Source organism: Streptomyces sp. NPDC102274 (assembly GCF_044766385.1).
GTDB lineage: Bacteria > Actinomycetota > Actinomycetes > Streptomycetales > Streptomycetaceae > Streptomyces.
The window spans coordinates 162226-188009 of sequence record NZ_JBIWLW010000007.1 but is presented as its reverse complement, the minus strand read 5'-3'; the positions used below and the strand labels follow the sequence as shown (position 1 = coordinate 188009).

At 71.4% G+C, this 25784-nt stretch carries 23 protein-coding genes and 2 tRNA genes; 10 read left to right on the top strand and 15 right to left on the bottom strand.

Going from position 1 to position 25784, the window contains the following annotated elements:
• Positions 1–103 precede the first annotated feature (103 nt).
• The 4 genes from ACIRQP_RS12600 to ACIRQP_RS12585 all read left to right on the top strand — a co-directional run bounded on the left by ACIRQP_RS12600 (position 104) and on the right by ACIRQP_RS12585 (position 2249).
• A complete protein-coding gene (locus tag ACIRQP_RS12600; RefSeq protein ID WP_403887599.1) occupies positions 104–862 on the top strand; it encodes an IclR family transcriptional regulator in 759 nt (252 codons plus the stop codon).
• A gap of 68 nt (positions 863–930) precedes the next feature.
• A tRNA-Lys gene (locus ACIRQP_RS12595) sits at positions 931–1004 on the top strand.
• Positions 1005–1132: 128 nt separating this feature from the next.
• The gene (locus tag ACIRQP_RS12590) at positions 1133–1684 is read left to right on the top strand and encodes a SigE family RNA polymerase sigma factor (RefSeq protein WP_403887596.1); all 552 of its coding nucleotides are present in this window, start codon (positions 1133–1135) and stop codon (positions 1682–1684) included.
• A complete protein-coding gene (locus tag ACIRQP_RS12585; RefSeq protein ID WP_403887594.1) occupies positions 1677–2249 on the top strand; it encodes a hypothetical protein in 573 nt (190 codons plus the stop codon). The genes ACIRQP_RS12590 and ACIRQP_RS12585 overlap by 8 nt, the downstream gene beginning before the upstream one ends.
• 22 nt (positions 2250–2271) lie before the next feature.
• On the opposite strand, the gene ACIRQP_RS12580 is transcribed toward ACIRQP_RS12585, so the two are convergent.
• Positions 2272–2718 carry a hypothetical protein gene (locus ACIRQP_RS12580; protein ID WP_403887591.1) on the bottom strand — a complete coding sequence of 149 codons (447 nt, stop codon included), beginning with the start codon at positions 2716–2718 and terminating at the stop codon, positions 2272–2274.
• A gap of 7 nt (positions 2719–2725) precedes the next feature.
• Here ACIRQP_RS12580 and ACIRQP_RS12575 point away from each other — a divergent pair, with 7 nt between their 5' ends.
• On the top strand, positions 2726–3052 hold the full coding sequence (locus ACIRQP_RS12575) for a hypothetical protein (RefSeq protein ID WP_403887589.1): 327 nt from the start codon (positions 2726–2728) through the stop codon (positions 3050–3052).
• Positions 3053–3123: 71 nt separating this feature from the next.
• On the opposite strand, the gene ACIRQP_RS12570 is transcribed toward ACIRQP_RS12575, so the two are convergent.
• The 3 genes from ACIRQP_RS12570 to ACIRQP_RS12560 all read right to left on the bottom strand — a co-directional run bounded on the left by ACIRQP_RS12570 (position 3124) and on the right by ACIRQP_RS12560 (position 5844).
• The gene (locus ACIRQP_RS12570; protein ID WP_403887586.1) at positions 3124–3696 is read right to left on the bottom strand and encodes a TIGR03086 family protein; all 573 of its coding nucleotides are present in this window, start codon (positions 3694–3696) and stop codon (positions 3124–3126) included.
• Between the two features lie 111 nt (positions 3697–3807).
• Positions 3808–4296, bottom strand: a complete 489-nt coding sequence (locus tag ACIRQP_RS12565) for a phospholipase (protein WP_403887583.1) — start codon at positions 4294–4296, stop codon at positions 3808–3810.
• Between the two features lie 252 nt (positions 4297–4548).
• Positions 4549–5844 carry a sensor histidine kinase gene (locus tag ACIRQP_RS12560; protein WP_403887581.1) on the bottom strand — a complete coding sequence of 432 codons (1296 nt, stop codon included), beginning with the start codon at positions 5842–5844 and terminating at the stop codon, positions 4549–4551.
• A gap of 132 nt (positions 5845–5976) precedes the next feature.
• On the opposite strand from ACIRQP_RS12560, the gene ACIRQP_RS12555 reads away from it, so the two are divergent.
• Positions 5977–6762 carry an ABC transporter ATP-binding protein gene (locus ACIRQP_RS12555; RefSeq protein WP_403887578.1) on the top strand — a complete coding sequence of 262 codons (786 nt, stop codon included), beginning with the start codon at positions 5977–5979 and terminating at the stop codon, positions 6760–6762.
• The gene (locus ACIRQP_RS12550; RefSeq protein ID WP_403887575.1) at positions 6756–9266 is read left to right on the top strand and encodes an ABC transporter permease; all 2511 of its coding nucleotides are present in this window, start codon (positions 6756–6758) and stop codon (positions 9264–9266) included. The genes ACIRQP_RS12555 and ACIRQP_RS12550 overlap by 7 nt, the downstream gene beginning before the upstream one ends.
• 154 nt (positions 9267–9420) lie before the next feature.
• Here ACIRQP_RS12550 and ACIRQP_RS12545 read toward each other — a convergent pair whose 3' ends face one another.
• The 3 genes from ACIRQP_RS12545 to ACIRQP_RS12535 all read right to left on the bottom strand — a co-directional run bounded on the left by ACIRQP_RS12545 (position 9421) and on the right by ACIRQP_RS12535 (position 13295).
• Complete coding sequence (locus ACIRQP_RS12545; RefSeq protein WP_403887572.1) at positions 9421–10008, bottom strand: lytic polysaccharide monooxygenase; 588 nt, start codon at positions 10006–10008, stop codon at positions 9421–9423.
• Between the two features lie 156 nt (positions 10009–10164).
• A complete protein-coding gene (locus ACIRQP_RS12540; RefSeq protein ID WP_403887569.1) occupies positions 10165–11886 on the bottom strand; it encodes an SPFH domain-containing protein in 1722 nt (573 codons plus the stop codon).
• A gap of 11 nt (positions 11887–11897) precedes the next feature.
• The gene (locus ACIRQP_RS12535) at positions 11898–13295 is read right to left on the bottom strand and encodes a peptidoglycan-binding protein (RefSeq protein ID WP_403887566.1); all 1398 of its coding nucleotides are present in this window, start codon (positions 13293–13295) and stop codon (positions 11898–11900) included.
• A gap of 183 nt (positions 13296–13478) precedes the next feature.
• Between ACIRQP_RS12535 and ACIRQP_RS12530 the strand changes: the two genes are divergently transcribed.
• The 3 genes from ACIRQP_RS12530 to ACIRQP_RS12520 all read left to right on the top strand — a co-directional run bounded on the left by ACIRQP_RS12530 (position 13479) and on the right by ACIRQP_RS12520 (position 18085).
• Positions 13479–13552: transfer RNA gene (locus tag ACIRQP_RS12530), tRNA-Lys, on the top strand.
• A gap of 589 nt (positions 13553–14141) precedes the next feature.
• The gene (locus ACIRQP_RS12525) at positions 14142–16136 is read left to right on the top strand and encodes a glycosyltransferase (protein ID WP_403887563.1); all 1995 of its coding nucleotides are present in this window, start codon (positions 14142–14144) and stop codon (positions 16134–16136) included.
• On the top strand, positions 16133–18085 hold the full coding sequence (locus tag ACIRQP_RS12520; protein WP_403887560.1) for a galactose oxidase-like domain-containing protein: 1953 nt from the start codon (positions 16133–16135) through the stop codon (positions 18083–18085). Before ACIRQP_RS12525 ends, ACIRQP_RS12520 begins: the two co-directional genes overlap by 4 nt.
• A 21-nt stretch (positions 18086–18106) precedes the next feature.
• Here ACIRQP_RS12520 and ACIRQP_RS12515 read toward each other — a convergent pair whose 3' ends face one another.
• From ACIRQP_RS12515 to ACIRQP_RS12480, 8 genes are all read right to left on the bottom strand, one after another.
• Positions 18107–19174 carry a glycoside hydrolase family 6 protein gene (locus ACIRQP_RS12515; RefSeq protein WP_403887557.1) on the bottom strand — a complete coding sequence of 356 codons (1068 nt, stop codon included), beginning with the start codon at positions 19172–19174 and terminating at the stop codon, positions 18107–18109.
• Positions 19175–19300: 126 nt separating this feature from the next.
• The gene (locus tag ACIRQP_RS12510; RefSeq protein WP_403887554.1) at positions 19301–19978 is read right to left on the bottom strand and encodes a class F sortase; all 678 of its coding nucleotides are present in this window, start codon (positions 19976–19978) and stop codon (positions 19301–19303) included.
• A gap of 1 nt (position 19979) precedes the next feature.
• Entirely contained in the window at positions 19980–20648 is a 669-nt protein-coding gene (locus ACIRQP_RS12505; protein ID WP_403887551.1) for a hypothetical protein, read from the bottom strand.
• Positions 20649–20741: 93 nt separating this feature from the next.
• Positions 20742–21521 carry an HAD-IIA family hydrolase gene (locus tag ACIRQP_RS12500; RefSeq protein WP_403887548.1) on the bottom strand — a complete coding sequence of 260 codons (780 nt, stop codon included), beginning with the start codon at positions 21519–21521 and terminating at the stop codon, positions 20742–20744.
• A 212-nt stretch (positions 21522–21733) separates the two neighbouring features.
• Complete coding sequence (locus ACIRQP_RS12495) at positions 21734–22381, bottom strand: HAD family hydrolase (RefSeq protein ID WP_403887913.1); 648 nt, start codon at positions 22379–22381, stop codon at positions 21734–21736.
• A 149-nt stretch (positions 22382–22530) separates the two neighbouring features.
• Entirely contained in the window at positions 22531–23652 is a 1122-nt protein-coding gene (locus ACIRQP_RS12490; protein WP_403887546.1) for a TIGR03364 family FAD-dependent oxidoreductase, read from the bottom strand.
• 192 nt (positions 23653–23844) lie between these two features.
• A complete protein-coding gene (locus ACIRQP_RS12485; protein ID WP_403887543.1) occupies positions 23845–24612 on the bottom strand; it encodes a GntR family transcriptional regulator in 768 nt (255 codons plus the stop codon).
• Positions 24613–24649: 37 nt separating this feature from the next.
• Positions 24650–25687: a hypothetical protein gene (locus tag ACIRQP_RS12480; RefSeq protein WP_403887540.1), complete on the bottom strand. Its 1038-nt coding sequence runs from the start codon at positions 25685–25687 to the stop codon at positions 24650–24652.
• Positions 25688–25784: the final 97 nt, after the last annotated feature.

The following is a 25784-nucleotide window of genomic DNA, read 5'->3' as shown; positions in this document are numbered from 1 at the left end:
GGCGCCGACCCGTCCACTCCTTGTGAGCAACCGCCGCCCCGGCAAAGGCCCTTGACGGCTATCGTGGTGTGCGAGCTTGCGGTCACGACCTGCTGGGGGAACCGTGGTGCTGAAGCCGGAGCCGACCGCCCCGTTCCATTCGGTGCGGTACGTGCTGCGCGTCCTGGAGACCGTGTCCAAGTACGGCGGCGGGGTGACCGAGGCCCGGATAGCCCGGGAGAGCGGGCTGCCGGCCGGTCATCTGGCTCCCCTGCTCTCCATGCTGCGGCGCGAGGGATACGTGGAGCAGGTCACGGACGGCGCGTATGTGATCGGCGAGTCGCTGGCGCTGCTCGGCTCCGGCACGGCCCGGCAGCAGGCCCTGGAGGACAGGCTGCGGAGCGCGCTGGACGAGCTGCGCGACTCGGTCGGGGCGGCCGTCTACCTCAGCCGCTACATCGACGGTGAGATCAAGGTCACCCAGGTCGCCGACGGCCCGCTGACGCCCGCCGTCAATGAGTACGTGGACTTCCGCGCCACGGCCCACGCCAGCGCGATCGGCAAGTGTCTGCTGACCCAGCTGGACGGGGACGGCCGCCGGGACCATCTGGACCGCCACAAGATCGCCCGGTTCACCTCCCGGACGATCACCAGCGAGCGGCTGCTGTTCTCCCGGCTGGACAGCCAGGCGCCGACGGTGCCGGTGCTCGATCTCCAGGAATACGCGCTGGGGACCGTCTGCGCCGCGGTCCCGCTGACGGCGGGCTCCACGGTGGGCTGTCTGGCGCTGTCGCTCCCGGTCGAGCACGCCCACCGGCTGCGGATGGCGGCGGAGACCCTGAACCGCAGGGCGGCGCCGCTGGCCCTCTCGCTGACGATCTAGGGCCGGAGGGTGTCCCGCCGGTGGTCCCGAGCACCCCGGACCACCGGGTATTATTTTCGAGTCAGCAGGCGCCGCTAGCTCAGTTGGTTAGAGCAGCTGACTCTTAATCAGCGGGTCCGGGGTTCGAGTCCCTGGCGGCGCACTCGCGATCATGTCGCTGACTTGGGCGTTCTCGGTTTCCGGGAGCGCCCTTCAGCGTTGGTGATCGCACATGCGACGCCAGGTCGCTGTGGTGGCCGGTACCCACCGGCGCACGGTCCAGGAAAAGGTATGGGACTGCCAGGGAATCCACCGGGGCGCGATGCGGACGAGCGTGAGTTCGACGCCTTCTACACCGCGAGCGTCGGCCGCCTCATCGGCCAGCTGTACGCGATGACCGGCGACCTGGCGGAGTCACAGGACGTGGTGCAGGAAGCCTTCGCCCGCGCCTGGGAACGCCGGGCCGAGCTGGACCTGGACGGCGCGCCCGAGGCATGGGTGCGCACGGTCGCCTGGCGGCTGGCGGTCAGCCGGTGGAGGCGGGTACGGAGCGCGCTGGCCCTCGCCCGGAGGCAGGGCCCCGCCCCCGCCGTGCCGCCGCCGGAACCGCACCATGTGCTGCTGGTCGAGGCGCTGCGGCGGATTCCCGAAGCGCAACGACGGGCCGTGGTCCTGCATCATCTGTGTGATCTGTCGGTGGAACAGGTGGCCGCCGAGACGGGCTGTCCGGTCGGTACGGTCAAGGCGCACCTGAGTCGCGGGCGGGCGGCACTCGCACGTCTGCTGGCCGATACGGACCTGGATCCCCGAACGGACCGGCTGCCGGAGGCGAAGCATGGCTGACGAGACCGAGCTGGGGCGGAACCTCGCCGAACTCGCCGAGTCGGGCCGGCGCCAGGCCGTGCCGACCGCCGCGTACCGGGTGCGGGCCCGCGGCGAGCAGCGGCTGCGCCGCAGGCGGACAGCCCTGGCGTCCGGCGGTGCGTTGCTGGCCGCCACGCTCTTGGTGGGCGGACTGTCGCTGGCCCTGTCCGCCGGGGTACCGGAGCCGCCCGCGGTCACCCCGGTGCCGGCCCCTTCTCCCTTCGTACGACCGTCGCCCGCCCCGGGCGAGGAGTACGCCAGCGAACTGGGCCATGTCTACGGTGCGGTGGCCCAGGGCGACACCGTACGCGTCACCGTCCGGCAGCTCCGCGCGGTCCGGGGCACCGAGACGCCCACCGGCGTCGTGCACACGCTGACGCTGCCGCGCGCGACTCCGGTCGAAGCGCGCCGGCTCTCCGGGGGGCGTCCCGCGGACATTCAACTGGGCCAGTTGGTGGACCGGCTGGCCGGCGGTCCGCGGTGGATGTTCGAGATCGACTATGACGGCGAGGGGCGCGTGGTGTCCCTGCGGGAGGCCGGGTAGTCCACGGTGAGCTGTTACGGGTTCATGACATTCGAGGTGTAACCCACAGGGCGGGGTGGCGCGTAGAGGTCGTGTACCTCGACCGCACCCGATCCGACGGGACGCTGACCATGTTCATCTCTCGCCGCAGGGCCGCCGCCGCGGCTCCTGCTCTCGTCCTCACCGCCCTTTCCCTCACCGCCTGTTCCGGCGACGGTGACGGCGGGCAGCCGAACTCCTCCGTCTCCGCTCCGGCGTCCGCCTCGGCCTCCGTGTCGGCGCCCGCGTCTGCCTCCGCCTCTGCGTCGGCGCCCGCATCGGCGTCGGCATCGGCGTCGGCCTCCGCCCCGCCGTCCAGCCGGGCCCCCGTGACGAGCCCGGCCACCGCGTCGGCGGGCAGCACGGCACAGGTGAGCACGGCGCGGGGGAGCACATCCGCTCCCAGCAGCACGGCGGCGCCGGCCGGCGCGGCGCGCTGGGCCGGCAGCAAGCAGTTCGTGCAGATCCGCAGTGCGTGGCTCAGCAAGGGACGGACCTACCTGTCGGTACGAGCCGCCCGGAAGGAGGCCGCCACCGGTCCGATCGAGGCATGGGACATCACGCCCGGCCAGGGGCCCTACGCCACCGTACTCATGACCGCGGACAGCCGGATACTGCTGTCGGTCCCCCTGGGGGACGACTCCCGGCCCCAGCCCTACTCCCCGGACGAGTTCGTCGGGCGGTTGATGGCCGAGTCGCCGTCGGCCCGGCCGGCGCTGGGCTTCGACCTCAGTTTCGACGCGAACGGGCAGGTGACCAGGGTGCAGTCGCTGTACACCCCCTGATACGGGCGGTGGCGGAGCACACGATCCGGATCGTGTGCTCCGCCAGGGCACGCGCGGTGCCTTCCGGCTCGTCAGGGCTCGCGGCCGATGAAGGCGAGCAGGCGAGTCCGGACGTCGGCGCTCTCCGGCACCTCGACCCGCGGTCCGTACTGCCCGCTCGCCCGGAGCACGTCGTCGAGCGGCAGCATCCCGTCGAGCAACTGGGCGCATTTGGCGGGATCGAGGTGTTCGTCCTGACCGGTGGCCCGCGCCAGGTCCCAGGTGTGCATGAAGACATCGGTGGTGTGGAACCGGTCGACCGCCCGGTCCAGTGGGATCTCTCCGATATGCGGGTTCGTCAGCAGAGCGTGCGCGGTGGCCGGATCGTCGAGGAGGGCCTGCACCCCGTCGCGGTGCGCCGTCCAGGCGGCCACCGGGTCGTCGTCCACCGATGGGCCTTTCGGCAGTCCGACTCCGGCGCCGGCTTTCAGAAAGTCGGGGAACCACTCGACGAGGTGACGGACGACGTCCCGGGCGACACATACGTCCGCGCGGTACCGGGCTCGGGCCTGGTACCGCGCGGACGACGGGCGGCTGACGGTTTCAGGGCTTTGTGAATCGCCGCCCTGCGAGGGGCCGAAGAACGCGATCTCGGCGATGGCCACCTGCTTCTTCCCCCCGGTGTCGTAGGCGGTGCGGTGCCCAGGGTGAAGCTGGGTGTTGCAACGACCGCTGGAACCTGAGTTCCGCGAGGGGCCTTGCCCCTTTCAAGATCCTCAGGCCACAGACCTCGAACCGTCCACCATCGGGCTCACACCGAAGATGTCGACCGCGTGGTAGTACGTCCACGCCAGACCGTCGCAGGACGTCTTCGTGGCGCCGGAGTACTGCGAGCACACCCGCTTCAGGTCCGCGTAGAACGCGGAGTCCAGCCGCGCCTTGTTCGCCGCGAACTGACCGGCCGCCTTGTAGTTGCGGTACCCGAAGTCATGGCGGGCGCAGGCGGTCTGGAACGGGAAGCCGAAGGGGTTGTCCGGCGAGGACGAGCAGTAGTCCGTGGACCAGTCGAAGCCATAGGCCGACCACGCGCCCTGGTTCCCCCGGGCCGAGACCCAGGAGTTGTAGCTGGCGGCGGACTCCTGGGTCCAGCCGCTGAGGACCTGCGGCTTGTCGGCCGGGGCCGCGGCGGCCTGAGAGGCCGTCACCAGGGAGGCGGCGAGGGCGAGTACGGCTGAGGCGAGCGGAAGTGCCAGACGACGACGCATGACGGTGATCCTCCGGGCGAGGTATGGGGGGACATGGGGGGACAGGCGCTCCGCACCGGGTGGGCACGGAGCGTCCATAGAGTGAGCGGCGCGGCTGTCGCATGGGTCTACGCGCGATGACCGACGCGGGAATGGTCCCCCAAATCCCGGCGTCGGCAAACCCCTCGGGCGCCGAACTCCCTTCGGGCGGCGTCCAGTTGACGCATCCGTCCCCAGTTGACCGATCTGTGTCCGGCCGCCGGGACGCGCGACCTACTCGTCAACTCCCCTGGGCACGCAGGGCATCTCGACCCGCAGAACGGTCGGGCCTCCGGCCGGGCTGGACAGCGAGAGCCTGCCGTCCAGTACGGAGACGCGGTCGGCCAGTCCGATCAGCCCGCTTCCCGCGTCCGCGCGGGCGCCGCCGTCGCCGTCGTCCGCCACCTCCAGCACCAGCCGCCCGTCGCCGTACCGGCCGGAGACGGTGACGCGGCTCGCCCCGCTGTGCCTCCCCGCGTTCGCCAGCGCCTCGCACACCACGAAGTACGCGGTGGCCTCCACCGCGTCGGAGAACCGCCCCACCGTTTCTATTCGTACGTCCACCGGCAGCGCCGAGCGGTCCGCCACATCCGCGACGGCCGCCGCGAGTCCGTAGTCGGTGAGGACCTTGGGGTGGATGCCCCGGATCAGTTCGCGCAGCTCCGCCAGCGCCTCGCCGGCCTCCCGGTGCGCCGCGTCGATACGGTCGGCGACCGGTCCCGGCGAGGCGTCGAGCCGGGCCAGGCCGAGCGTCATGGTCAGCGCGACCAGTCGCTGCTGGGCGCCGTCGTGCAGATCCCGTTCGATCCGGCGGCGCTCCGCCTCGAAGGCGTCCACCAACCGCACCCGGGAGCGGCTCAGTTCGGTCACCCGCCGGCCCAGCGCGGTCTCCCGGGGCGCGATCAGGATCCGGGTCAGTTCGGCGCGCGCGCCGGCCAGCACGCCGAGCGCGTAGCAGCAGACCGCGAGGAAGAGCAGTCCGAGCACGGCGAACGCGCACGCCATGGGCCAGGAGGTGACCGTCCACACCCTGACGACCTTCACCTCCTCCCCCTCCCCCACGGTGGCCAGCAGGACCGGTGTGGCGACCATGGCGAGCGGCAGCAGCAGACAGAGCGTGACGGCGATCGCGTCGAGCGGCCAGAGCACCAGCGCGAAGAGCGCCGCGTACCCCAGTTCCCGCCAGGTCGACCGCTCCTGGAAGCGGGTCCGCAGCCAGGGCCACAGCCCCGGTTCGGCAGGGCGCCGGTGCGGATCGGCGGCGGGCCGCTCATCGATCAGCCGCGTCCTGAACCGCTCGAACCGGGCCACCGGCAGCCCGCCGAGCGCCGAGACGACAAGGAGCGGCAGCCCGACCAGTACGAGGGAGAGCACCCCGCCGACGGCGATGACGGCCACCGCCACCACCAGCACGGCGGCCCCGGCCGGTACGCCGCTGAGCAGATACGCCGCCGCGCGCCACGGCCAGGGCGAGAGCGGGAAGTCCGGCCGGGCCAGGGCCTGCCACACGGTACGGGAGCGGGAGCGCATGGGAGGACCGTAGAAGGCGAACCGGACGACGGGCCATCCACGCAGGCGGAGTGTCCGGGGTAGTGCCTGCCCCACCCCAGGACTAGGCCCTGTACTGGTGCGCCGCGCGGGGCGCGACGGTGGACTGATCCCATGACCCACGACGCATCCCGCAACGGGCACGGCGACACGCACGGCGAGGCTCACGGCGCGACGATTCAACTGCGCTCCGTAAGAAGGATCCATGGTTCGGGGGACGGTGCCGTCGCCGCCCTCGACGACGTCTCCCTCTCCTTCCCCCGCGCCACCTTCACCGCCGTGATGGGCCCCTCCGGCTCCGGCAAGTCGACCCTGCTCCAGTGCGCGGCCGGTCTCGACCGGCCCACCTCGGGGTCCGTGTCCATCGGCGGGACCGAACTGACGGAGCTGACCGAGCGAGGGCTGACCCTGCTGCGCCGCGACCGGGTCGGCTTCGTCTTCCAGTCCTTCAATCTGCTCCCCGCGCTGACGGCCGAGCAGAATGTGGCGCTGCCGCTGCGGCTCGCCGGGCGCCGGATTTCGCGGGCCCGGGTGCGGGACGTACTGGACCGGGTCGGTCTGGCCGACCGCGGGAGGCACCGGCCCACCGAGCTGTCGGGCGGCCAGCAGCAGCGGGTCGCACTCGCCCGCGCTCTGATCACCCGCCCCGAGGTGCTGTTCGCCGACGAGCCGACCGGGGCGCTGGACACAGGGACCGGCCGCGAGGTGCTGGCCATGCTGCGCTCCCTGGCCGACCGGGACGGCTCGACGATCGTGATGGTCACCCATGACCCGGTCGCCGCCTCGTACGCCGACCGCGTCGTGTTCCTGGTCGACGGACGGGTCGGCGGCGCGCTGTCGGCGCCGTCCGCCGAGAAGATCGCGGCCCGGATGACCACGCTGGAGGCCGTGCCGTGCTGAGCGTCGCCCTGCGTACGCTGCGCAGCCGCTGGACCACCTTCGCCGGCAGTTTCGTCGCGCTCTCCCTGGGGGTCGGGCTGATCGCCACCATGGGGCTCGCGCTGGCCGCGAGCCTGGACGCGCCCGCGCGCCACCCCGAGCGGTTCGCGGAGGCGTCGGTCGTGGTGAAGGGCGCCGACACCCTGCGCGTGCCGACCCGGATCGGGGACCGGGTCGCGAAGCTGGAGAGTCCGCGTCCCGTACCGCCTTCCCTGGCAAGGGAGTTGGCCGCGCTGGGCCGTACGGTCGAGGACCGTACGTTCGCGGTACGGGCCGAGGGCGGCCCGGCCGGGCTGGTGGGTCACCCCTGGTCCACGGCCGCTTTCGCGCCGTACCGCGTCGCATCGGGCCGGGCGCCGAGGGCGGCGGACGAGGCCGTGGCCACCGGCGACTGGACCGCGCCGGGCCGGCGGATACCTACCGACCGGGGGACGGTGACGATCGTCGGTACGGTCCGGGATCTCGGCTTCGAGCAGGCGCTCTTCCACACCGACGACCGGGCGGCCCGACTCTCCCCGCGTGTGGATCAGTTGGTGGTGGACGCCGATCCACGCGCGGTACGGAAGAAGGTGGCGGGCTCGGCGGACGCGGCGGGCGTGCGGGTGCTCACGGGCGCCGGCAGGAAGGACGCGGACGCCGATCCGGAGCGCGACAGCGAGGCGTTGGTCACGGTGAACGCGATGCTCGGCACGGCCGCCGGGGTCACCGGTTTCGTCTCGGTCTTCGTGGTCGCGTCGACCTTCGCCTTCGCGGTGGCACAGCGGCGCCGGGAGTTCGGGCTGCTGCGCACGGCGGGCGCCACCCCGGGCCAGATCCGGCGCATGGTGCTGGCCGAGGCGATGGTGGTGGGGGTGGGTGCCTCGGCGGCGGGCTGCGCGCTGGGCGCGCGGGGAGCGCCCGTGCTGGCGGCGTGGCTGGTGGACGACGGGCTCGCACCGCACTGGTTCGCCATCGGGACGTACACCTGGCCGTACCAACTGGCCTTCTGGACCGGGTTGTTCGTGGCGCTCTCGGGCGCGGTGGCCGCTTCCCGGCGGGCCGGGAGGACGGGGCCCGTGGAGGCGCTGCGTGACGCGGCGGTGGACACCGGGACCATGACCCGCGGCCGGTGGTTCTTCGGCGCGGGGCTGCTGCTGGCGGGGATCGGGCTGCCGGTCCACGCCCTGCTGACCGAGCCGGGCGGGCTGCTGGGCCGCAAGTCGTACACGAGCGGGCCGATGCCGCTGATCGTCGCGTGCGCGCTGCTCGCGCCGGTCCTGGTGCCCCCGCTCGCCCGGCTGCTCGCCTGGCTGCCCGCCCGGCTGCCGGGCGCGACCGGCCTGTTGGTACGGGAGAACACGGCGGCCGAGGTTCGGCGCACCGCGGCCGTCGCCGCGCCCGTGCTGGTGACGGTCGCGCTGACGGGCTCCCTGCTCGGGGCCACGGCGACGATCGACGGGGCGAAGGCCGGCGAGATCCGGCAGCGGACCACGGCGGATTTCGTGATCTCCGGGCCGGGCGGGGCGGGCGCGGCCGAGGAAGGATCGGGAGGATCGGGAGCGGGCGGACCGGGCTTCGACGCCGCGACGGTGGAGCGCATACGGCGGGTTCCCGGCGCCGTGGTCTCCCCCACCGCCGCGAGCGCCGTCCACGTACTGGAGGACGGGGTCGCGCTCATCCGGTCCGACGCCCGCGCGGCCGATCCGGCGGCGCTCGCCGCGACGGCCCGACTGCCGCTCGCCGCCGGCCGGGTGACCGATCTGGATGACCGCTCGATCATCGTCACCGAGGAGTGGGAGCGGCATACGGTCGGCGAGTCCGTGGACGTATGGCTGTCGGACGGTACGCGGACCTCGCTGCGGATCGCCGCCGTCATGCGCATCGGGACCGGCGGCAACGGGGTGTACGTGACGCCGCGCAACGCCCCGGGCGCGCCCGTCGACCGGATCGAGGTGAGTCTCGCGGAAGGCGCCGACGCGAGCGCCGTGGCGGCCGGTCTGCGCGCGGCGGCCGAACGCTCGGGCGGGCAGGTGTTCGCCAAGGACGCGTGGGTGTCGGCCAGTTACCCCGAGACCGACGGCAGAACGCGGACGGGGTTCCTGCTGGTCCTGGGCATCGCACTGCTCTACACCGGGATCTCCCTGGCGAACACCCTGGTCATGGCGGGTTCCGACCGGGTGCGGGAGCTGGCCGCCCTCCGGCTCGCGGGCGCCACCGCGCCCCAGGTGCTACGGCTTGTCGCGGCGGAGGCGCTGCTGGTCGTGGCGGTCGGGGCGGTGCTCGGCACGCTGGTCGCCGGGGTCGGACTGGCCGGGCTGTGGGGCGCGCTGGGCATCCTCCACGCGGGATCCACGCTCGTACTGCCGTGGGGCGCGCTCGGCGCGGCGGCGGGCGCGTGCGCGGTGCTCGCCACGGTCTCGGCGGTGGTCCCGGCCGCGCTCTCCCTGCGCCTGCGGCCGGTGGAGTTCGCGGGCACACGTGAGTGACGCCGGACCTCGGGGGTGAGACGGGCCGCGTGAGTGACACCGGCCTCGGGGGTGAGTCGAGCGTCGGGAGCCACTCGCCTCGGGGAGCGCGGACCGCACGGCGGCGGACCGGGAAGAGCCGCGCCCCCCGAGGTTCCTACTGTCGAGACATACCTCAGAACTGGACGTCGGAGCAGGCGTAGAACGCGTTCGACGTGTCAGCGATCGTCCATACAGCCACGATCAGGTGCCGGCCCGACTTCGAGGGCAACGTGCCCGAGTGCGACAGCGTCGCGGGCGGCTGCTGGTTGTTGTACGGCACCGTCAGGAACGGCTGGGAGTCGAGGGCCGCCCGGGTGACCGGTGCGTTCGAGTTCCATCCGTTCTTGGTGATGTAGTACTTGAAGTCGGTCGTGGCGTGCCGGGCGGTGAACTGCCAGCGGAAGTTGTAGCTCTGGCCGCTCGATACCTTCGTGGTGGGCCAGGCACCGCCGCGCGGGTCGTCGAGCTGCGCGAACTGGCCGAGGCCGCCGGAGCAGATCCTGCCGTCGGCGGGACCGCCGGCCGGGAAGCCCTTGGGCCCCTCGACGCTCTGCGGCTCCCACTGGATGTTGCCGCAGTTGGTCACTGTGCCGCTGGCACAGAGCTTCTGACGGCTGATGGGTGAGTCGGTGTAGCCGTGGCTGCTGGCGCTGCCGGTGGCGAGCAAGGAGACGCCCGCGACCGCGAGGCCGACCACGGCCGCGCCAATCTTCTTTCGCATGCTTCGCTCCAGAGAACGTGGGGAGTTCGGTGAGCCGTGCTGCGCGCGTGCAGGGTGAGCTAATCTGCGGTCTAGACCAAGTCCTAGAGTATGGACAGAACTTGACCGTGTCCATAACAAGTACGAACCAGGTCCAGACCAATCACCACCGACCGGTCACCATTTCTCCGTGGTCCCCTGACGACCCGTGTAGAACGCGACGGTGAGGTCCTTGACCAACGCCTTGCGCTCATAGTCGTCCAGCTCCACCAGTCCCCGCGAGGTGAGCCGGTTCACGGTGTCGTCCACCGCGTCGACCACCGAGGTCAGCACGGTGTCCCGGTGCTTGGCGTCGATCGCCGCGATCCGGCTGCGCTGCATCGCCGCCGCGATCTCCGGCGCGTACTCGATCCGGGTCGGCTGCGCCGAGAAGACCTCGACGCCGACCGGCCGGCACTCCGCCGACAGCATTCTGGTCAGAGAGTCGCCGACGGCCTCGGCGTTGCGCAGCGTCGGCGCCTCGTCGTGGAACGCGTCGGCCGGCAGCTGCGAGAGGACCCGCGCCATCGCGGCCTCCACCTGCTCGCGCAGATACTCCTCGTAGTCGGGGACGCCGAGCGCCGCGCGTACGGTGTCCCGCACCCGCCAGACCACCAGCACGACGACCCGCAGCGCGGTGCCGTTCGAGTCGACCGCGGGCATCGGCTCGCTGCGCCAGTGCCGCAGCCGTACGTCCACCCTGCGGCGGAGCAGCAGCGGGCTCACCCACAGCAGCCCCGTACGGCGCACGCTGCCCCGGTAGTCACCGAAGAGTGTCAGCACCCACGCCTGGCCGACCCGGCCCCGGCCGAGCCCGCCGAAGGCGAAGAGCGTGACCGTCACCCCCAGCACGAGCAGGGCCCACTGACCGAGTCCGATGCCCTGGTACGGGCGCCAGGGCAGCCCGAGAACCTTGGACACCTCGTCCGGTACGACTCCGGTCGACCACACCACCGCCGCGCAGGCGATGACCGTCAGGCCGCCGACGAGGGCGGCGGCCCAGCCGGGCAGCGCCGGCCCCGGCCGCTCGGCGAGCCTGGGGTCCACGGGCGGTGACGCGCGCGTCGGCACGACGGGCATGGGCGCGGGCCCCGGCACCCGGCCGACCCGGGGCTGCTCCCCGGTCCCCCACCGGCGTCCGACGACGGTGGGCCTGACGGGGTGTCCGGCGGGATGCCCGACGGGATGTCCGGCAGGGTGCCCGGTGGTTTCGAGCGCGTCGGCCTCGTCGCGGAAGAGCAGATGGACGGGGATCTCCTGGGTGCTCTCGCCCACGATGAGCGGGCTCCACCGGGGAACCCCCGCGGTACGTACGAACGGAGCGGCCCCCGCGCCGGGCGCCTGGGCACCGAAGGCGGCGAGGACCGGGCGGCCGGCGTGGGTGTCGTCGCCGACGACGGGACCAGCGGCGGGAGCGGGATCGCGGTGTACGGGATCATCCTTCCCGAAGAAGACCGGCTCCGGGCGGCGAGCGGGATCGCCGCCCGCGCCCGCACTCCCGCTGTCGCCTCCGGCGTCGTCGGGGGCCGGGGATGAGGACAGGGGCTCCGGTGCCTCCGGACCCCCTTCCTTACCTTCTCGCTTTCCCTCATCCCTTCCCTCTTCCCGTCGCGTCGCGCCCTCCGGTACGAGCTCCGCCGTGTCCTCGACCGTCGGATCGACCGTCGGTTCAGGGGCCCGGTCCGGCACCCGCTCGGACTCGGGCCTGGGACGGGGTCCGGGATCCGGCTGGTTCAGGTTCTGGGGTTCTGGCTCGGGCTCGGGCTCGGGGATGTGTTCCACCGGGGGCGGTGTGCGCCGTACCGTGAACACGCCCCTCAGCTCGTCCTCGTCGCCATTCGGCCGCCGCGTCGTCGTCATCCTTGCCTCCGTCATGCGAAGAGTCGCCGCCAGGTTTCCGGACCGGGGTAGCCGTTGGCCGCGCCGCCGCTCCAGCCCTGGGCGCGCTGGAACGCCTCGGTGTTGCGCCGGTCGGCCTCGGTCCAGACCCGGCCGGGACCCGAGGTGTAGTGCTTGCCGAAGCCCTTCCTCACCAGTTGCCCGCCGAGCTGCTGGACGTAGACGCTGGACCGGCCGGGCCGGAAGAACCCGGCGCCCGGGAAGGCCCCCGCCTTCCCCGTACCGCTCCCGTTCCCGCTCCCGTTCCCGCCACCGTCGGCGGAACCACCCCCGCCGACGGAGCCGCCGGGGCGCCCGCCCCCGGCCACCGCCGGGATGTTCTTGCCCAGGCCCTTCACCAGCAGGCGCCAGGTCCCGGGCCCCGGCCGGCCGTCCGCCTCCGCGCCGCGCCAGCCCTGCGCGAGCTGGAACGCCCGCGTGGCCCGCCGGTCCGCCTCGCCCCACTGGGGTCCCGGGCCATGGCTGTAGAACCGCTTGCCGCCCCGCTGGATCAGCAGCCGGCCGAGCCGGGTGACGTTCGCGTTGCGGGCGCCGGGCCCGAAGGAGCGCGCCCCCGGGTACGTCGCCGAGGCCCCGGCCCCGTTGCCCGTGGCCGAGTTCGCCCCCTTGCCTTCCGATACCTCGGTCAGTCCCTTGTAGCGGTACGGCACATAGCGGTCGGAGTTGCTCCAGTACCCCAGCGGCGTGGACCCCGTACGCGCATGCGGCTTGGTCTGCTCGTAGGCCACGTAGTAGGAGTGCGTGTAGTCGGTCCAGCCGCCGAAGAGCGTGACGTGCGACCCCTTGTTGGGATCGGCCGGATTATGGAAGAGCAGCATGTCCCCGGGCTCCAGCTCGTCCCGCGAGATCCGTACGCCGAACTCCGCCAGGCTGCCCGTCCACTCGTTGTCGAAGAGGTTCCAGGCCATCGACACATAGCCGGAGCAGTCCTGGCGGTACCCGTCCGACCAGTACTTCTCCATGCTGTACGGCACCTGCGACTGCACCCACCGCTTGGCGCGGTTGATGATGTCGGCCCGGGTGGTCGCGCGCAGCTCGCCCGGCGGCTTGCTCGACCCGGCGCCGGGCAGCGGCCGCCCGTGCAGGGGGCCGCTGCCGCCCTGGGGGCTGACCGGATTCGGATCGACGGAGGTTCCGTTCGCCATACCCGGTGGCGGGGCGGCCCGTGCCGTGCCGGCGGCCGCACCCGTCGCACCCAGCGCGACCCCCGCGGCGGTCACCAGCACCACCGCGCGCCGGGCACCGTGCGCGGCCGGATGACCACCGGCCCGTACCGCCAGCCCTCTGGCCAGATCGCGCCGGTGCTCGGCGCATCCCGCACAGGGGCAGTCGGAAGCGGGCTCGTACTCCTCGAAGACCGGGACGGTCATGCGATCCCCTCCACACTCATCAAGATCTTTGGGCGCGGCCGCACAAGCGCCGACGCGCCAACTGTCCGGACAAATCGCATTTTGACGGATCAACGGGAAGAAAGGACAATCCGACAGGCCGCAACACCCATCAAATGGTCGGGGCCACCCAAGCCGATCGGGTAGAGTTGGCCAGGTCAGCAGGCGCCGCTAGCTCAGTTGGTTAGAGCAGCTGACTCTTAATCAGCGGGTCCGGGGTTCGAGTCCCTGGCGGCGCACGCACAGTCGAGGCCCTCTCACTTCACGTGAGGGGGCCTCGCTCGTTGTTTCCCCCACCCATTGACGCGCCCTCTCGGGCGCCGCTTCCGCATGCGTCCACGCACCGGCGAATTCGGACTGGTGGCCGGTCAACTGCACAGTGTCTTCACGTCGCGCACCGCCGGACCCTCGGGACACGGGCACCCCACGAAGCAGTGGAGGAGCCGGTGAAGTACCGCCCGAGCTGCGAAGTTTCGCGAAACAATGCGGTGACACCCCCCGCCGCGCCGCTCACGATACGATTCCTCCGGGGCGGATGCCCCAGGGTTCTTCACACGATCAGACTGAGCTTGTGAACGCCAATGGGGCATGCGACCCGAACAGTTGGTCGCGGTACGAGGGGATGCCCCAGCGGTGGGTCCGGCGGGGGCGGGGGCCCCGTCCGTGCCCGGCGGCCGTGGCCGCCGTCACGCAACCGGACGGCCGCTGTTTCCCCTCCATGGGGACGGGGACCGCAATTCACGCGTCCGGGGCGATGGTCGAGGGGGACCATTCCGGATGAATCGATCGACCGATCACGCGACAAGCGTGCGTGCGGGGGGATGGCTCATGACGTCGACGCCAGACGGCGACCAGCGGAACGACGACGCTTCCCGGACCACCCAGCTCCGGATCCCCTCGCATCTCAGAAGGAGCGGAAACCGGCAACGGCAGAAGCAGGACGTCCTGCCGAAGTACGACTACGAGCACTACAGCCGGCTCGCCGGGCCCCTCACCAGGCCCGACCCGACCAAGCCGTACCGGGTCCAGTACCGTTCGCTGCTCTCCCAGGAGCCGCACCGTATCCGCGCCGCCCTGCTGCTCGGCGCGGCGCCGCTGCTCTCGCTCGGTCTCTTCGTCTGGCTGATGCAGCCGCAGCACTGGACGGAGCGTGACCCGAACCTCAAGAACGATCTCCTGCTCGTCCTCGACATCGTGATGCTCGTCTCGATCGGACTGATCGAGCTGTTCCGTACGATGAACGTCCTCTCGAACGCGCACGCGACGCTGGTGGCGCGCGACCCGGTCCCGGTCGTGCCCGAGGCCAATACCCGCGTGGCCTTCCTCACCTCCTTCGTACCGGGCAAGGAGCCCCTGGCGATGGTGACGAAGACGCTGGAGGCCGCCGTGAAGATCCGGCACCGCGGGCCGATGCACGTATGGCTGCTGGACGAGGGCGACGACCCGGCCGTCAAGGAGGTCTGCGCCCGCCTCGGCGTGTACCACTTCTCCCGCAAGGGCGTGGCGAAGTGGAACCAGGCCAAGGGCGCGCACCGCGCGAAGACCAAGCACGGCAACTACAACGCCTGGCTGGACGCGCACGGCGACGACTACGAGTTCTTCGCCTCCGTCGACACCGACCATGTACCGATGCCCAACTACCTGGAGCGGATGCTCGGTTACTTCCGCGACCCGGATGTCGGCTTCGTCATCGGCCCGCAGGTCTACGGCAACTACGACACGTTCGTCACCAAGGCCGCCGAGTCGCAGCAGTTCCTCTTCCACGCGCTGATCCAGCGCGCGGGCAACCGCTACGGCGCCCCCATGTTCGTCGGGACGAGCAACGCCGTCCGGATCAGGGCGCTCAAGCAGATCGGCGGTCTGTACGACTCGATCACCGAGGACATGGCGACGGGCTTCGAGATGCACCGCGCCAGGAATCCGCGGACCGGCAAGAAATGGCGCTCGGTCTACACGCCGGACGTACTGGCCGTGGGCGAGGGCCCGACCGCTTGGACCGACTTCTTCACCCAGCAGCTGCGCTGGTCCCGGGGTACGTACGAGACGATCCTCAAGCAGTACTGGCGCGGGTACGGCACGCTGCCGCCCGGCAAGCTCTTCAACTACACCATGATGATCATCTTCTACCCGATGTCGGCGCTCAACTGGATCCTGGCGGCGCTGAGTTGCGCGCTGTTCCTGGGGATGGGCGCCTCGGGTGTGCAGATCGACCCGGCGATCTGGATGATGCTGTACGGCAACGCCTCCGCCCTCCAGATCGGCCTCTACATCTGGAACCGCCGGCACAATGTCTCGCCGCACGAGCCCGAGGGCTCCGGCGGGCTGGCCGGTATGGCCATGTCCGCGATGTCCGCGCCGCTGTACGCCCGGTCCCTGATGGACGCGGTCCTGCGGCGCAAGAGCAGCTTCGTGGTGACGCCCAAGGGCGACTCGTCCAGCCCGGACACGCTCTTCGGCACGTTCCGGATCCATCTCTTCTTCATCCTGATCTTCGGCGGATCGCTGGTCTCCTCCTTCTTCTTCGGACATGACCATCCGGCGATGATCACCTGGGCGACGCTGGCCATGCTGATCACGGCGGCGCCGATCATCGCCTGGCGCTGCGGCATGCGCGAGGAGCAGAAGAAGCGACGGGGACAGCGGGGTGCGCACCGTGGTGGCGGCGGCCACGCGCGGCCGGCGGGCGAGGCGCCACCGGCCATGCCGCGGCCGACCGTGCCGCAGTGGGCCGTCACGCACCCGCCCGCTCCGGATCCGGCGCTCGGGCAGACCGCGGCCACCGATCAGACCGTACGGATTTCCCTTGGGGGACATCAGAAATGAGCGCGATTCCCGTCCGGCACAACCACCGCAAGAACCGTGCCCGTCGCATAGCGATAGGCGCCGCGGTGATCGTCGCGGTGGCTGGCTTCAACGGACCCGCGCTCTACCGTTTCGGCTCCGAGCAGTACCACGAGTACAAGATCAACCGCCCCGAGTACAAGGCGGAGAACGGCCACTGGGACTTCCTGGACGTACCGGCCGACTTCAAGATCAATTCGATCCACGCCTCCCTGCTGCACACCGGCAAGGTGCTGCTGATAGCGGGCTCCGGGAACAACCAGAAGAACTTCGACACGGGCAAGTTCGAGTCGGTGCTCTGGGACCCGGAGACCAACAAGTACAAGATGATCCCGACGCCCAAGGACATGTTCTGCTCCGGGCACACCCAGCTGCCCGACGGGAACCTGCTGGTGGCGGGCGGCACGAAGCGGTACGAGAAGCTCAAGGGCGATGTCACCAAGGCCGGCGGCCTGATGATCGTCCACAACGAGGACCCGGACAAGCCGATCACGCTGCCCGCCGGCACGGTCTTCACCGGCAAGGAGAACGGCAAGACGTTCGTCTCCAAGGACCCCGTCCTGGTCGAGAAGGCGACGAAGGTCTTCGACAAGGAGACGGGCGCGTTCCTGCGGACCGAGCCGGGTCTGGGCCGTATCTACGTCGAGGCGCGTGAATCCGGCAAGAAGTACGAGACCGGCACCGAGGACAACTACCGCGTGCACGGCATGAAGGGCTCCGACGCCCGCAATGTCTATGGCATCGCGCAGAAGCTCGCGCTCGACAAGAAGGACTTCCAGGGCATCAGGGAGGCGTTCGAGTTCGATCCGGTCGCGGAGAAGTACATCAAGGTCGACCCGATGAACGAGGCCCGCTGGTACCCGACGCTGACCACGCTCAAGGACGGCAAGGTGCTGGCGATGTCCGGCCTGGACGAGATCGGCCAGATCGTCCCGGGCAAGGACGAGATCTACGACCCGAAGACCAGGAGCTGGGAGTACACCGGGATCATCAGAAAGTTCCCCACCTACCCGGCGGTCTTCCTGATGGACAACGGCAAGCTCTTCTACAGCGGCTCCAACGCGGGTTACGGGCCGGCCGATGTCGGCCGCGCCCCCGGGATCTGGGATCTGGAGACGAACAAGTTCGACAAGATCCCGGGGCTGAGCGACCCGGACCGGATGGAGACCTCGGCGACGGTCATGCTGCCGCCCGCGCAGGACCAGAAGTTCATGGTCATCGGCGGTGGCGGGGTCGGTGAGTCCGACAAGTCCAGCGACAAGTCCCGGCTGGTCGATCTGAAGGACCCCGACCCCCGCTTCACGGACGGCCCGACGCTGGAGAAGGGCACCCGCTACCCGAGCGCCTCGCTGCTGCCCGACGACAGCGTGCTGGTCACCGGCGGTTCGGAGGACTACCGGGGGCGCGGCGGCTCGGACGTCCTCCAGGCCCGGATGTACGACCCGAAGTCGTCCACGTACACGCGGGTGGCCGACCCGGCGGTGGGCCGCAACTACCACTCGGGCTCGGTCCTGCTGCCCGACGGCCGCGTCATGATCTTCGGCTCGGACTCGCTCTACGCCGACAAGGCCAACACCAAGCCGGGCGTCTTCGAGCAGCGGATCGAGATCTACACCCCGCCGTACCTCTTCCGCGACTCACGTCCCACGCTCTCGGGCGGCCCCAAGACCGTCGAGCGCGGCGGCACGGCGGCCTTCAGGACGAAGGACCCGGCGTCGGTCAGGACGGCGAAACTGATGCGACCGAGCGCGGTCACCCATGTCACCGACGTCGAACAGCGGTCGGTGGCCCTGGACATGAAGAAGACGGCGGACGGTATCGAGGTCACGGTCCCGAAGAACAGCGCACTGGTCCCACCGGGCTGGTACATGCTGTTCGTCACGGACGAGGAGGGAACGCCGTCGGAGGGCGTGTGGGTGGAGATCCCGTAGGAGCCCGTCGGATCGACGTTGTCAGCGCGTGCCGCTGTTGCGCGCGAGATCCAGGGCGTAATCCGGGTACCAGTCCCCCGCCTTGGGGCCGCCCTTGCAGTCGCCGTCCGACTCTCCCGGGCGCTTGATCCACAGATATGCCTTGACCAGCGGGTCGCCGGTCTTGGTGGTCGGCTGTTCGCCGAGCGCCCGGCCGGGTGGGTTGCACCAGTTCTCGCCCGGATCGCCCTGCGTGTACGGGCCGTTGCCGTTGCGGCTGGTGTCGATCACGAAGGGCTTGTCGCCGACCTTCGCGGAGAGCCGCTTGCCGAAGTCCTTGCTCGCCTCGGTCGGGTAGAAGTTGGACACGTTGACCGAGAAACCGTCCGCCTCGGCGATACCCGCCCGCTGGAGCGGTTCGAAGAGCGCGTCGGGTGTCTGCCAGCCGGAGTTGCCCGCGTCCAGATAGACCGAGGCCGCGGGCTGCTGCTTGAGCCGCTGGATGGCGCCCCTGAGCAGGTCGTACCGCTCCTCGTGGAACTCGCCGGGCGTGCAGCCGTCCACCAGGTGCAGTACCGCGTCGGGCTCCAGGATCACGGTCGCCCGGCGGTCGCCGATGCCCTTCGCGACCTGGTCGACCCACGCGCGGTACGCGTCGCCGTCCGAGGCGCCGCCCTTGGAGAACTGGCCGCAGTCGCGGTGCGGGATGTTGTAGAGGACGAGCAGGGCGTCGCGGTCGGCCTCCGTCGCCGCTTCCGTGAAGCCCTTGGCCTGTTCCTCGGGGGTGTCGGGGCCGATCCACTCGGCGACCGGCTGTTCGGCGATCTTCCGGATCAGCGCGGCGTTCCCGGTGTCGCCCGCGCTGTCGTACTCCGCGGCCTGGCGGGCCGCCCTGCCGTCGGGGTTGACCCAGTACGGTGCGTCCGCCTTGGGCTGCTGGCTGATCGGCGCCGGCTTCGTACTGCCGCCGTCACCGCCATCACCGCCGTCACCTTCGCCGTCGGACGACGAACAGCCCGCGAGCAGCAGCACCGCTCCCGCCGCCGCCACACCGGCCCGTACGCGTCCGGCCCCGGCGCCACGGCCGCGGCCGGAATAACTGCCGTACATCCACTCCCCCTTGGTGCGCCGTCACTGTGTCCGGGGTCCGGGGCCGCCCTGCCCCGGCCGCCCCGACCGAGCTCGCCCGGTCGTCGCCAATCCTGGCATACCGGTACCGGGCCGGCCCGGTACCTGTCAGCTGTCACGCGGCTCGCTCACTCCCGTCAGGTACGCCGAGACCACCACATTCGCCGTGTAGGCGCCCGCCTGACGGTCGAAGGTCCCGCCGCAGGTGATCAGCCGCAGCTCCGCACGGGACTTCCTGTGCGGCCCATAGACCTTGTGCGCGTCGAAGCGGTCCCTGCCGAAGACCCGCACATCGTCGATGGTGAACTCGGCGGTCTTCCCGTCCGCCCTGGTCACCCGGATCTTCGCGCCGGGCCGGGCCGCGCTCAGCCCGTGGAACACCGCCGGTTTCGTCTCGGTGTCGGCGTGGCCGACGAAGAGCGCGGCGCCCTCCGCGCCCGGCTGGACCCCGCTGCCGTACCAGCCGACCGCGTGCGGTGTCCCGTACGGCGGCGGATCGATCGCGCCGGTGTCGTCGAGCCCGCGGGCCACGACCGGCGCGTCGATCCCTATCGACGGCACCTCCACCCGGCGCGGCTCCGCCGGGTCCAGCGGCGTATGGGCCGGTGGCCGCGACACCCCCGGCGGGCGGCCGACCGCCGCCACATCGCCGGTGGTGAGCGCGGACCACCCGCCGGGTCCTTCGCCGACGTCACGGCCCCAGAGCCAGAGGCCCAGCAGCAGGACGGCCCAGGCCACTCCGGCCAGCAGTCTGCCGATGCCCGGGGGCGCGCTCCGGCCGGACATATCAGTCCGAGTCCCGGTCGGAGTGGCGCGAGCGCCGTGCGCTCCTGAGGGCCACGGCGACCGCCGCGACGCCCGCCAGGACCAGGCCGATCACCGCGTGCGGGGTCCCGGGCCCGGTCGCCTCGGCGACCGTCCGCGTATCCGCATGCCCTTCCGTATGCCTATCGGAATGTACGTCACGAGGTACGTCACGCACGTCGCGTACCTCGTGTACGTCACGTACCGCGCGCACGTCTCCCCCGTCCGCGGCCAGGGGCGCCGTACCACCGCCGCCCGCCCTGACCGGTGCGACGGGACTGGCGTGGTGCTCGGGCCGGTCACGCCCGGCATGGGCGACGACCTCGAAGCTGCCCGCGCCCGCGTGACCATGGCCGTCACAGCGCACGTCGATCTCGTATCTGCCCTCCTTGGCGGAGGATCCGATCAACGCGCCGGCGACGCCCCCTCTCAGCTCCGCCCCGGTGACGAAGACCCGCGACGCGGCGGCTCCCGAGCCGCTCTTGCAGCCCTCGGCCCTGATCTCGATCTCACCGCCCGGGGCGACGGCGGACGGGGTGACCGTGACCCGTACGGAGTCATGGGCCCGCGCGGCGGCGGCGCCGAGGAGGGGTGTGGCCACCAGTACGGCGACCGCCCCCGCGGCACGGAGAGCGAGCAACCCTGAACGCATCGTGTACCTCCTGATACACGACAGGGTCACGCGCGCCGCGGGTTTTCGCATCCGCAGCGCGCGGTCACTCGCTCATACGCCGCACGGACACACTCAGACGCGGTCGATCAGATCGGCGATCGAGGCGACGATCTTCGACGGACGGAACGGATAGCGGTCCACGTCATCGGGGGTGGTCACGCCGGTCAGCACCAGGAAGGTCTCCATCCCGGCCTCCAGTCCGGCCAGTACGTCGGTGTCCATCCGGTCACCGATCATCGCGCTGGTCTCGGAGTGCGCCCCGATGGCGTTGAGCCCGGTCCGCATCATCAGGGGGTTGGGCTTGCCCGCGAAGTACGGAGCCTTGCCGGTGGCCTTGGTGATCAGCGCGGCGACGGCGCCGGTCGCGGGCAGCGGGCCCTCGGTCGAAGGGCCGGTCTCGTCGGGGTTGGTGCAGATGAACCGCGCTCCGCCGTTGATCAGCCGGATGGCCCGGGTCAGCGCCTCGAAGCTGTAGGTACGGGTCTCACCGAGCACCACATAGTCCGGCTCGTGGTCGGTGAGGATATAGCCGATGTCATGCAGGGCCGTGGTCATCCCGGCCTCGCCGATGACATACGCCGTACCGCCGGGCCGCTGGTCCTCCAGGAACTTGGCGGTGGCGAGCGCCGAGGTCCAGATGTTGTCCACGGGCACATCGAGCCCCATCCGGGCCAGCCGGGCCTGGAGATCGCGCGGGGTGTAGATCGAGTTGTTGGTGAGGACGAGGAACGGCCTGCCCGACTCCCGCAGTCGCTTGATGAACTCGGCGGCGCCGGGGATCGGGACCCCCTCGTGGATGAGGACGCCGTCCATGTCCGTGAGCCAGGACTCGATCGGCTTGCGCTCTGCCACTGGACTGTTCTCCGCTCTGCGGTGGCCAATAATGCACGGTCCGACACGCCCAGCCTAACCAGGGCGTGCGGTGGACGGCACGGGGTCCCGTCCACCGCGCTCCGGGGGCCGGTGGAGGCGGTCGGTCAACTGCCGGTGGCCGACTTCCAGGCGTCCACGTACGCGTCGAGGTTCTTCTGGGTCGAGCAGGTCCCTGGCCACGGGGCCGGTCATCACTCCGCCTCCGCCGCGGCGAGGGCGGCCGGCAGACCGGCGACCGACGCGAGGACATGCGTCGCGCCGTTCGCCTCCAGCGCGTCCCGGTCATGAGCACCGGTGAGCACGCCCGCGACGATCCGCGCGCCGGACCGTACCCCACTGAGCATGTCGTACGACGTGTCACCGGCGACCGCGATCTCCCGGACCCCGCCGGCCGCGCCGGTGCGCAGGAAGGCGGCGAGCACCATGTCCGGGTACGGACGTCCGCGCCCGCCCGCGTCGGCCGGGCAGAGGGTGAGTTCCACCAGGTCCCGCCAGCCCAGGGCGTCGAGGATCGCGTCCTGGGTGACGCGGGCGAAGCCCGTGGTCAGCACCACCGTCCGGCCGTCGGCGCGCAGTTCCTCGATGGCGTCGCGCGCACCGGGTACAGGCGCGATGTGCCCGGCGGCGACCAGCTCCCCGTACGCCGCCTCGAAGGCGGTGTTCGCCTGCCGGGCCTTCTGCTCGTCGCCGAAGAGATGCCGGAAGACAGAGATCTTGGACTCGCCCATGGTGGCGCGCACATGACCGAGCATCGACTCCGGCTCGGCGCCCATCCGGCGCACCGCCGCCGAGAACGCGCGCTCGACGAGTCCGCCGTCGGCGACCGTGGTGCCCGCCATGTCCAGCACGACCAGCTTGATCGCGCCCTTGGTGCTGCCGGTCGGCTTCTCCGTCCCGTTCGGTTCGTTCACCTTGCTCGCCTCACGCACCTTGCTCGCCTCACGCACCTCGTTCACCTCACGCACCTCGTTCACCTCACGCACCTTGCTCACCAGTCCAGTTCGTTCGCGGTCGTCTCGGCGATGGCGGGCGAGCAGGTCATCCCGCGCCCGCCCGGCCCCGTCACCAGCCACACCCCGTCCCGCACCCGCTGCCGGTGCACGACCCGGGTGGTGTCCGTGCACTGCGCGTACACCCCGGCCCAGCGGCGCCGGATCCTCGGCAGCGGCCGGCCGAGGAAGGACTCGACGACGGTGGAGAGATGCGCGTACGGGTCGTCCAGCAGGTCGAAGGCGAAGGGGTGCGCGTACTCATGGGTGTCGCCGATGGTCAGCCCGCCGTCCCCGCGCTGCACCATCAGCAGTTGCATCCGGTGCTCGGCGGCCACCGGGGCCTGTGCCTGACCGGAGTTGAGCGCGTCCAGCGCCGCGCTCGCGTAGGCCGGGTAGTAACGGAAGCTGTCGGCGTCCGCGATGGAGGTCGTGAGGTCCTCGCCGAGAGGATCGGTCTGCATCATCTGGAGGCGCACGCGGCGCACGGGGAGATCGGGCACCAGCTCGCGGACGAGCCCGCTCAGCGCGGCGCCCGTACAGAGGATGACGGCGTCGCCGGAGTGCGTCTCGCCGTGGTCGTCACGGACGGCGTGCTCACCGACGACCTCGCGGACCTCGCGCCCGCCGAGGTAGGTGTACCGCCCGGAGGCCAGCAGCTCCCGCTTGAGGGCGAGTTGGGCCGTACGCGGCTCGACGGCCGCGTCCCGCTCGCACCACAGCGCGGCCGTGAAGTCGCCCCGGAGCGCGGGGTTGACCTCCCGCGCCTCGGCGGCGGTGAGTAGTCGGTACCCGCGGGTGGCGGCGTCGGCGCGGGAGGCCGCCGACTCGGCGACGGCGAGCTCCAGTTCGGTACGTACAGGGGTCAGCGAACCGTTGGCCCGGAAGCCCAGGTCAGGGACGCGGCGACCGATGTCCTCCCACAGCTCGCGGGCCCGCAGCGCCGTCTCCAGCTCCTCACCGCCCGCGCGGCCGCTCACCCAAATCTGCCCGAAATTACGGAGAGAGGCCCCTCGCGCCTCGGTCTCGCGCTCGATCTGTACGACCTCGTGGCCGCGGTGCACTGCGTGCCAGGCGTGCATGGTTCCCACCACGCCGGCTCCTACGACGATGACTCTCACGGCGGCAACGCTCCTCGCGGGCAGTGGCCCGGAGCCGTCCGGTCGGCGACCGGGCGGTGAACGGGCTCTCAAGTTTGGACCAGACCCGTTATCTTTCCGTGATCGAGCGAGATATTCATGACCGCCGTGGCGGCTGGGCGCCAGTCGCGAGCCTTCAGTTGCGGCCGGGAGTCCCGGCCGTCAGTCCGGCCGTCAGTCCCGGGCCGTGCCCAGGTGGGTGGTGAAGCTGAAGCGGTCCCCGCGGAAGAGGGTGCGTACGCGTTCCAGCGGGGCGCCCTCCGTATCGCGGGAGACGCGGTGTATCAGCAGCATGGGCAGGGCCGGCGGAGTGCCGATCAGCAGCGCCTCGCGCGGGGTGGCGAGGACGGTCTCGATCCGTTCGTCCGCGTCGCCGAAGGAGACGCCGAGCCCGTCGCGGAGATAGGCGTAGAAGGACGAGTCGGGGTCGAAGTCCGTGGCCAGGGAAGGCGCTCGGGCGACGGAGACATACGTGCTCTCCAGGCCGACCCGCTCGTCGTCGGCCAGCAGCACCCGCTCCATGTGCCAGACCTGCTCGCCGCGCGCCACCCCCGTCTCGGCGGCCAGCGCGGGCGGGCAGGGGAAGCGGTCGAGGGAGATGAGGCTACGGCCCGGACGGCGGCCCTGCCTCCGTACGCCCTCGGTGTAGCTGGCGAGCGAGAGCGGCTGCTCCAGCTTGGGGCCCGCGACGACCGTTCCCCGGCCCTGTCTGCGCAGCCGTCCCTCCAGCAGGAGTTCACGCAGGGCCTGGCGCACGGTCTCGCGCGAGACCTCGTACCGTACGGCGAGATCGCGTTCGGTGGGGAGCAGCCCCCCTTCGCCCAACTCCTCGACCAGGACGGCGACCCGCGCCTTGACCGCGTAGTACTTGGGGATGCGGCCGTGCTCCGGGATGCCGGAGCGCACGGGGGAGCCGGGTGGCTGGTCGTTCGGGTAGTCCACGGGGGGATATTCGCACGGGGCGGGCGAGCCCGGCCGGTCAGGGCCGTCCGGTCCGAAGCCGCCGTACGCCGACGACCAGCACGACCCCGGCGGCGAGCAGGGCCACGGCGGCGGCGATACGGCCGATGAGGTCGCCGCCGGTTCCGGTGCCGGCGAGTGCGGGCGGCTCGGGAGGTACGGACGGCTCGGAGGGTTCGGGTGGTTCGCGGAAGCCGGGGGTGGTGGTGGACGGGGGTATGAGGCCGGGCGGGCGGATCACGCCGGTGCCGTAGTCGGGGTCCGGCGCCGGGTCAGGGGCCTGGACCGAGTCCGGGTCGGGGTCCGTGCTCGCCTTCGGGTGCGCCCTCGCGCCCGTCCTCTTCTCCTTGTCGCCACGCACTCCGCCTGCGCCGACGGCGAAGTCGTACGCGTTGGACTCTCCCACCCAGTCACTGTCACCACCCCGGCGCTGCACGGTCGCGGCGCTCATCAGGACCCTGTTCGGGCGCGTGTCGGCGGCGAACGCGAGCCGCGCGCTGACGGTCACGGTCCGGCCCTCCGGAACGACGAAGCCCGGGAAGCCGTCGTTCAGGACACCGACGATCTCGTCCTCGTCGGTCTTCTCCAGCGACAGCGTGCGCCACCGTCCTCCGTCGCCGGACGTCGCCGGCCTGATCTGGAGCGTGACCTGGGAGACGGCGAGTGTCCGGTCCTGGTCGGCGAGGACGACCACGGGATGGATGTGCCGGCAGTCCGCGTCGGTGGTGTTGGTCAGATCGAGATACCAGGCCCCGGGACCGCCGCCGGGCCGGAAACCGGCGGGCCCGCCATGGATACGGACCTCGATCGGAAAGTCACGATCGGACACATCGCCGCATCTCGGCTCACGCGTCGACTCACGCGCGGCGCCTGCGGCCGCCAGGACAGCCGTCGCCCGCGCCGCCCGCGCTTCCGACGTGAGCGCGGGCAGCACGGGCAGCACAGGCACGGCGGTCGGCGCGATCGCGGTGGCCGCGGTGACGCCGAGGGTGAGGGCGCGACGGAGCCGTACGGCTCGGGCGAGGCGGTTGGATCGCGAGGAGAACGAGGGTCGCATGGGACGCACACCCTTTGCTGATCGCGTGACGGTCGGGGCAGCTGCCTGGCCGGCCGGTCGGCCGCCTTGGGGCCCGCATCCCCGACGCTGCCATGTG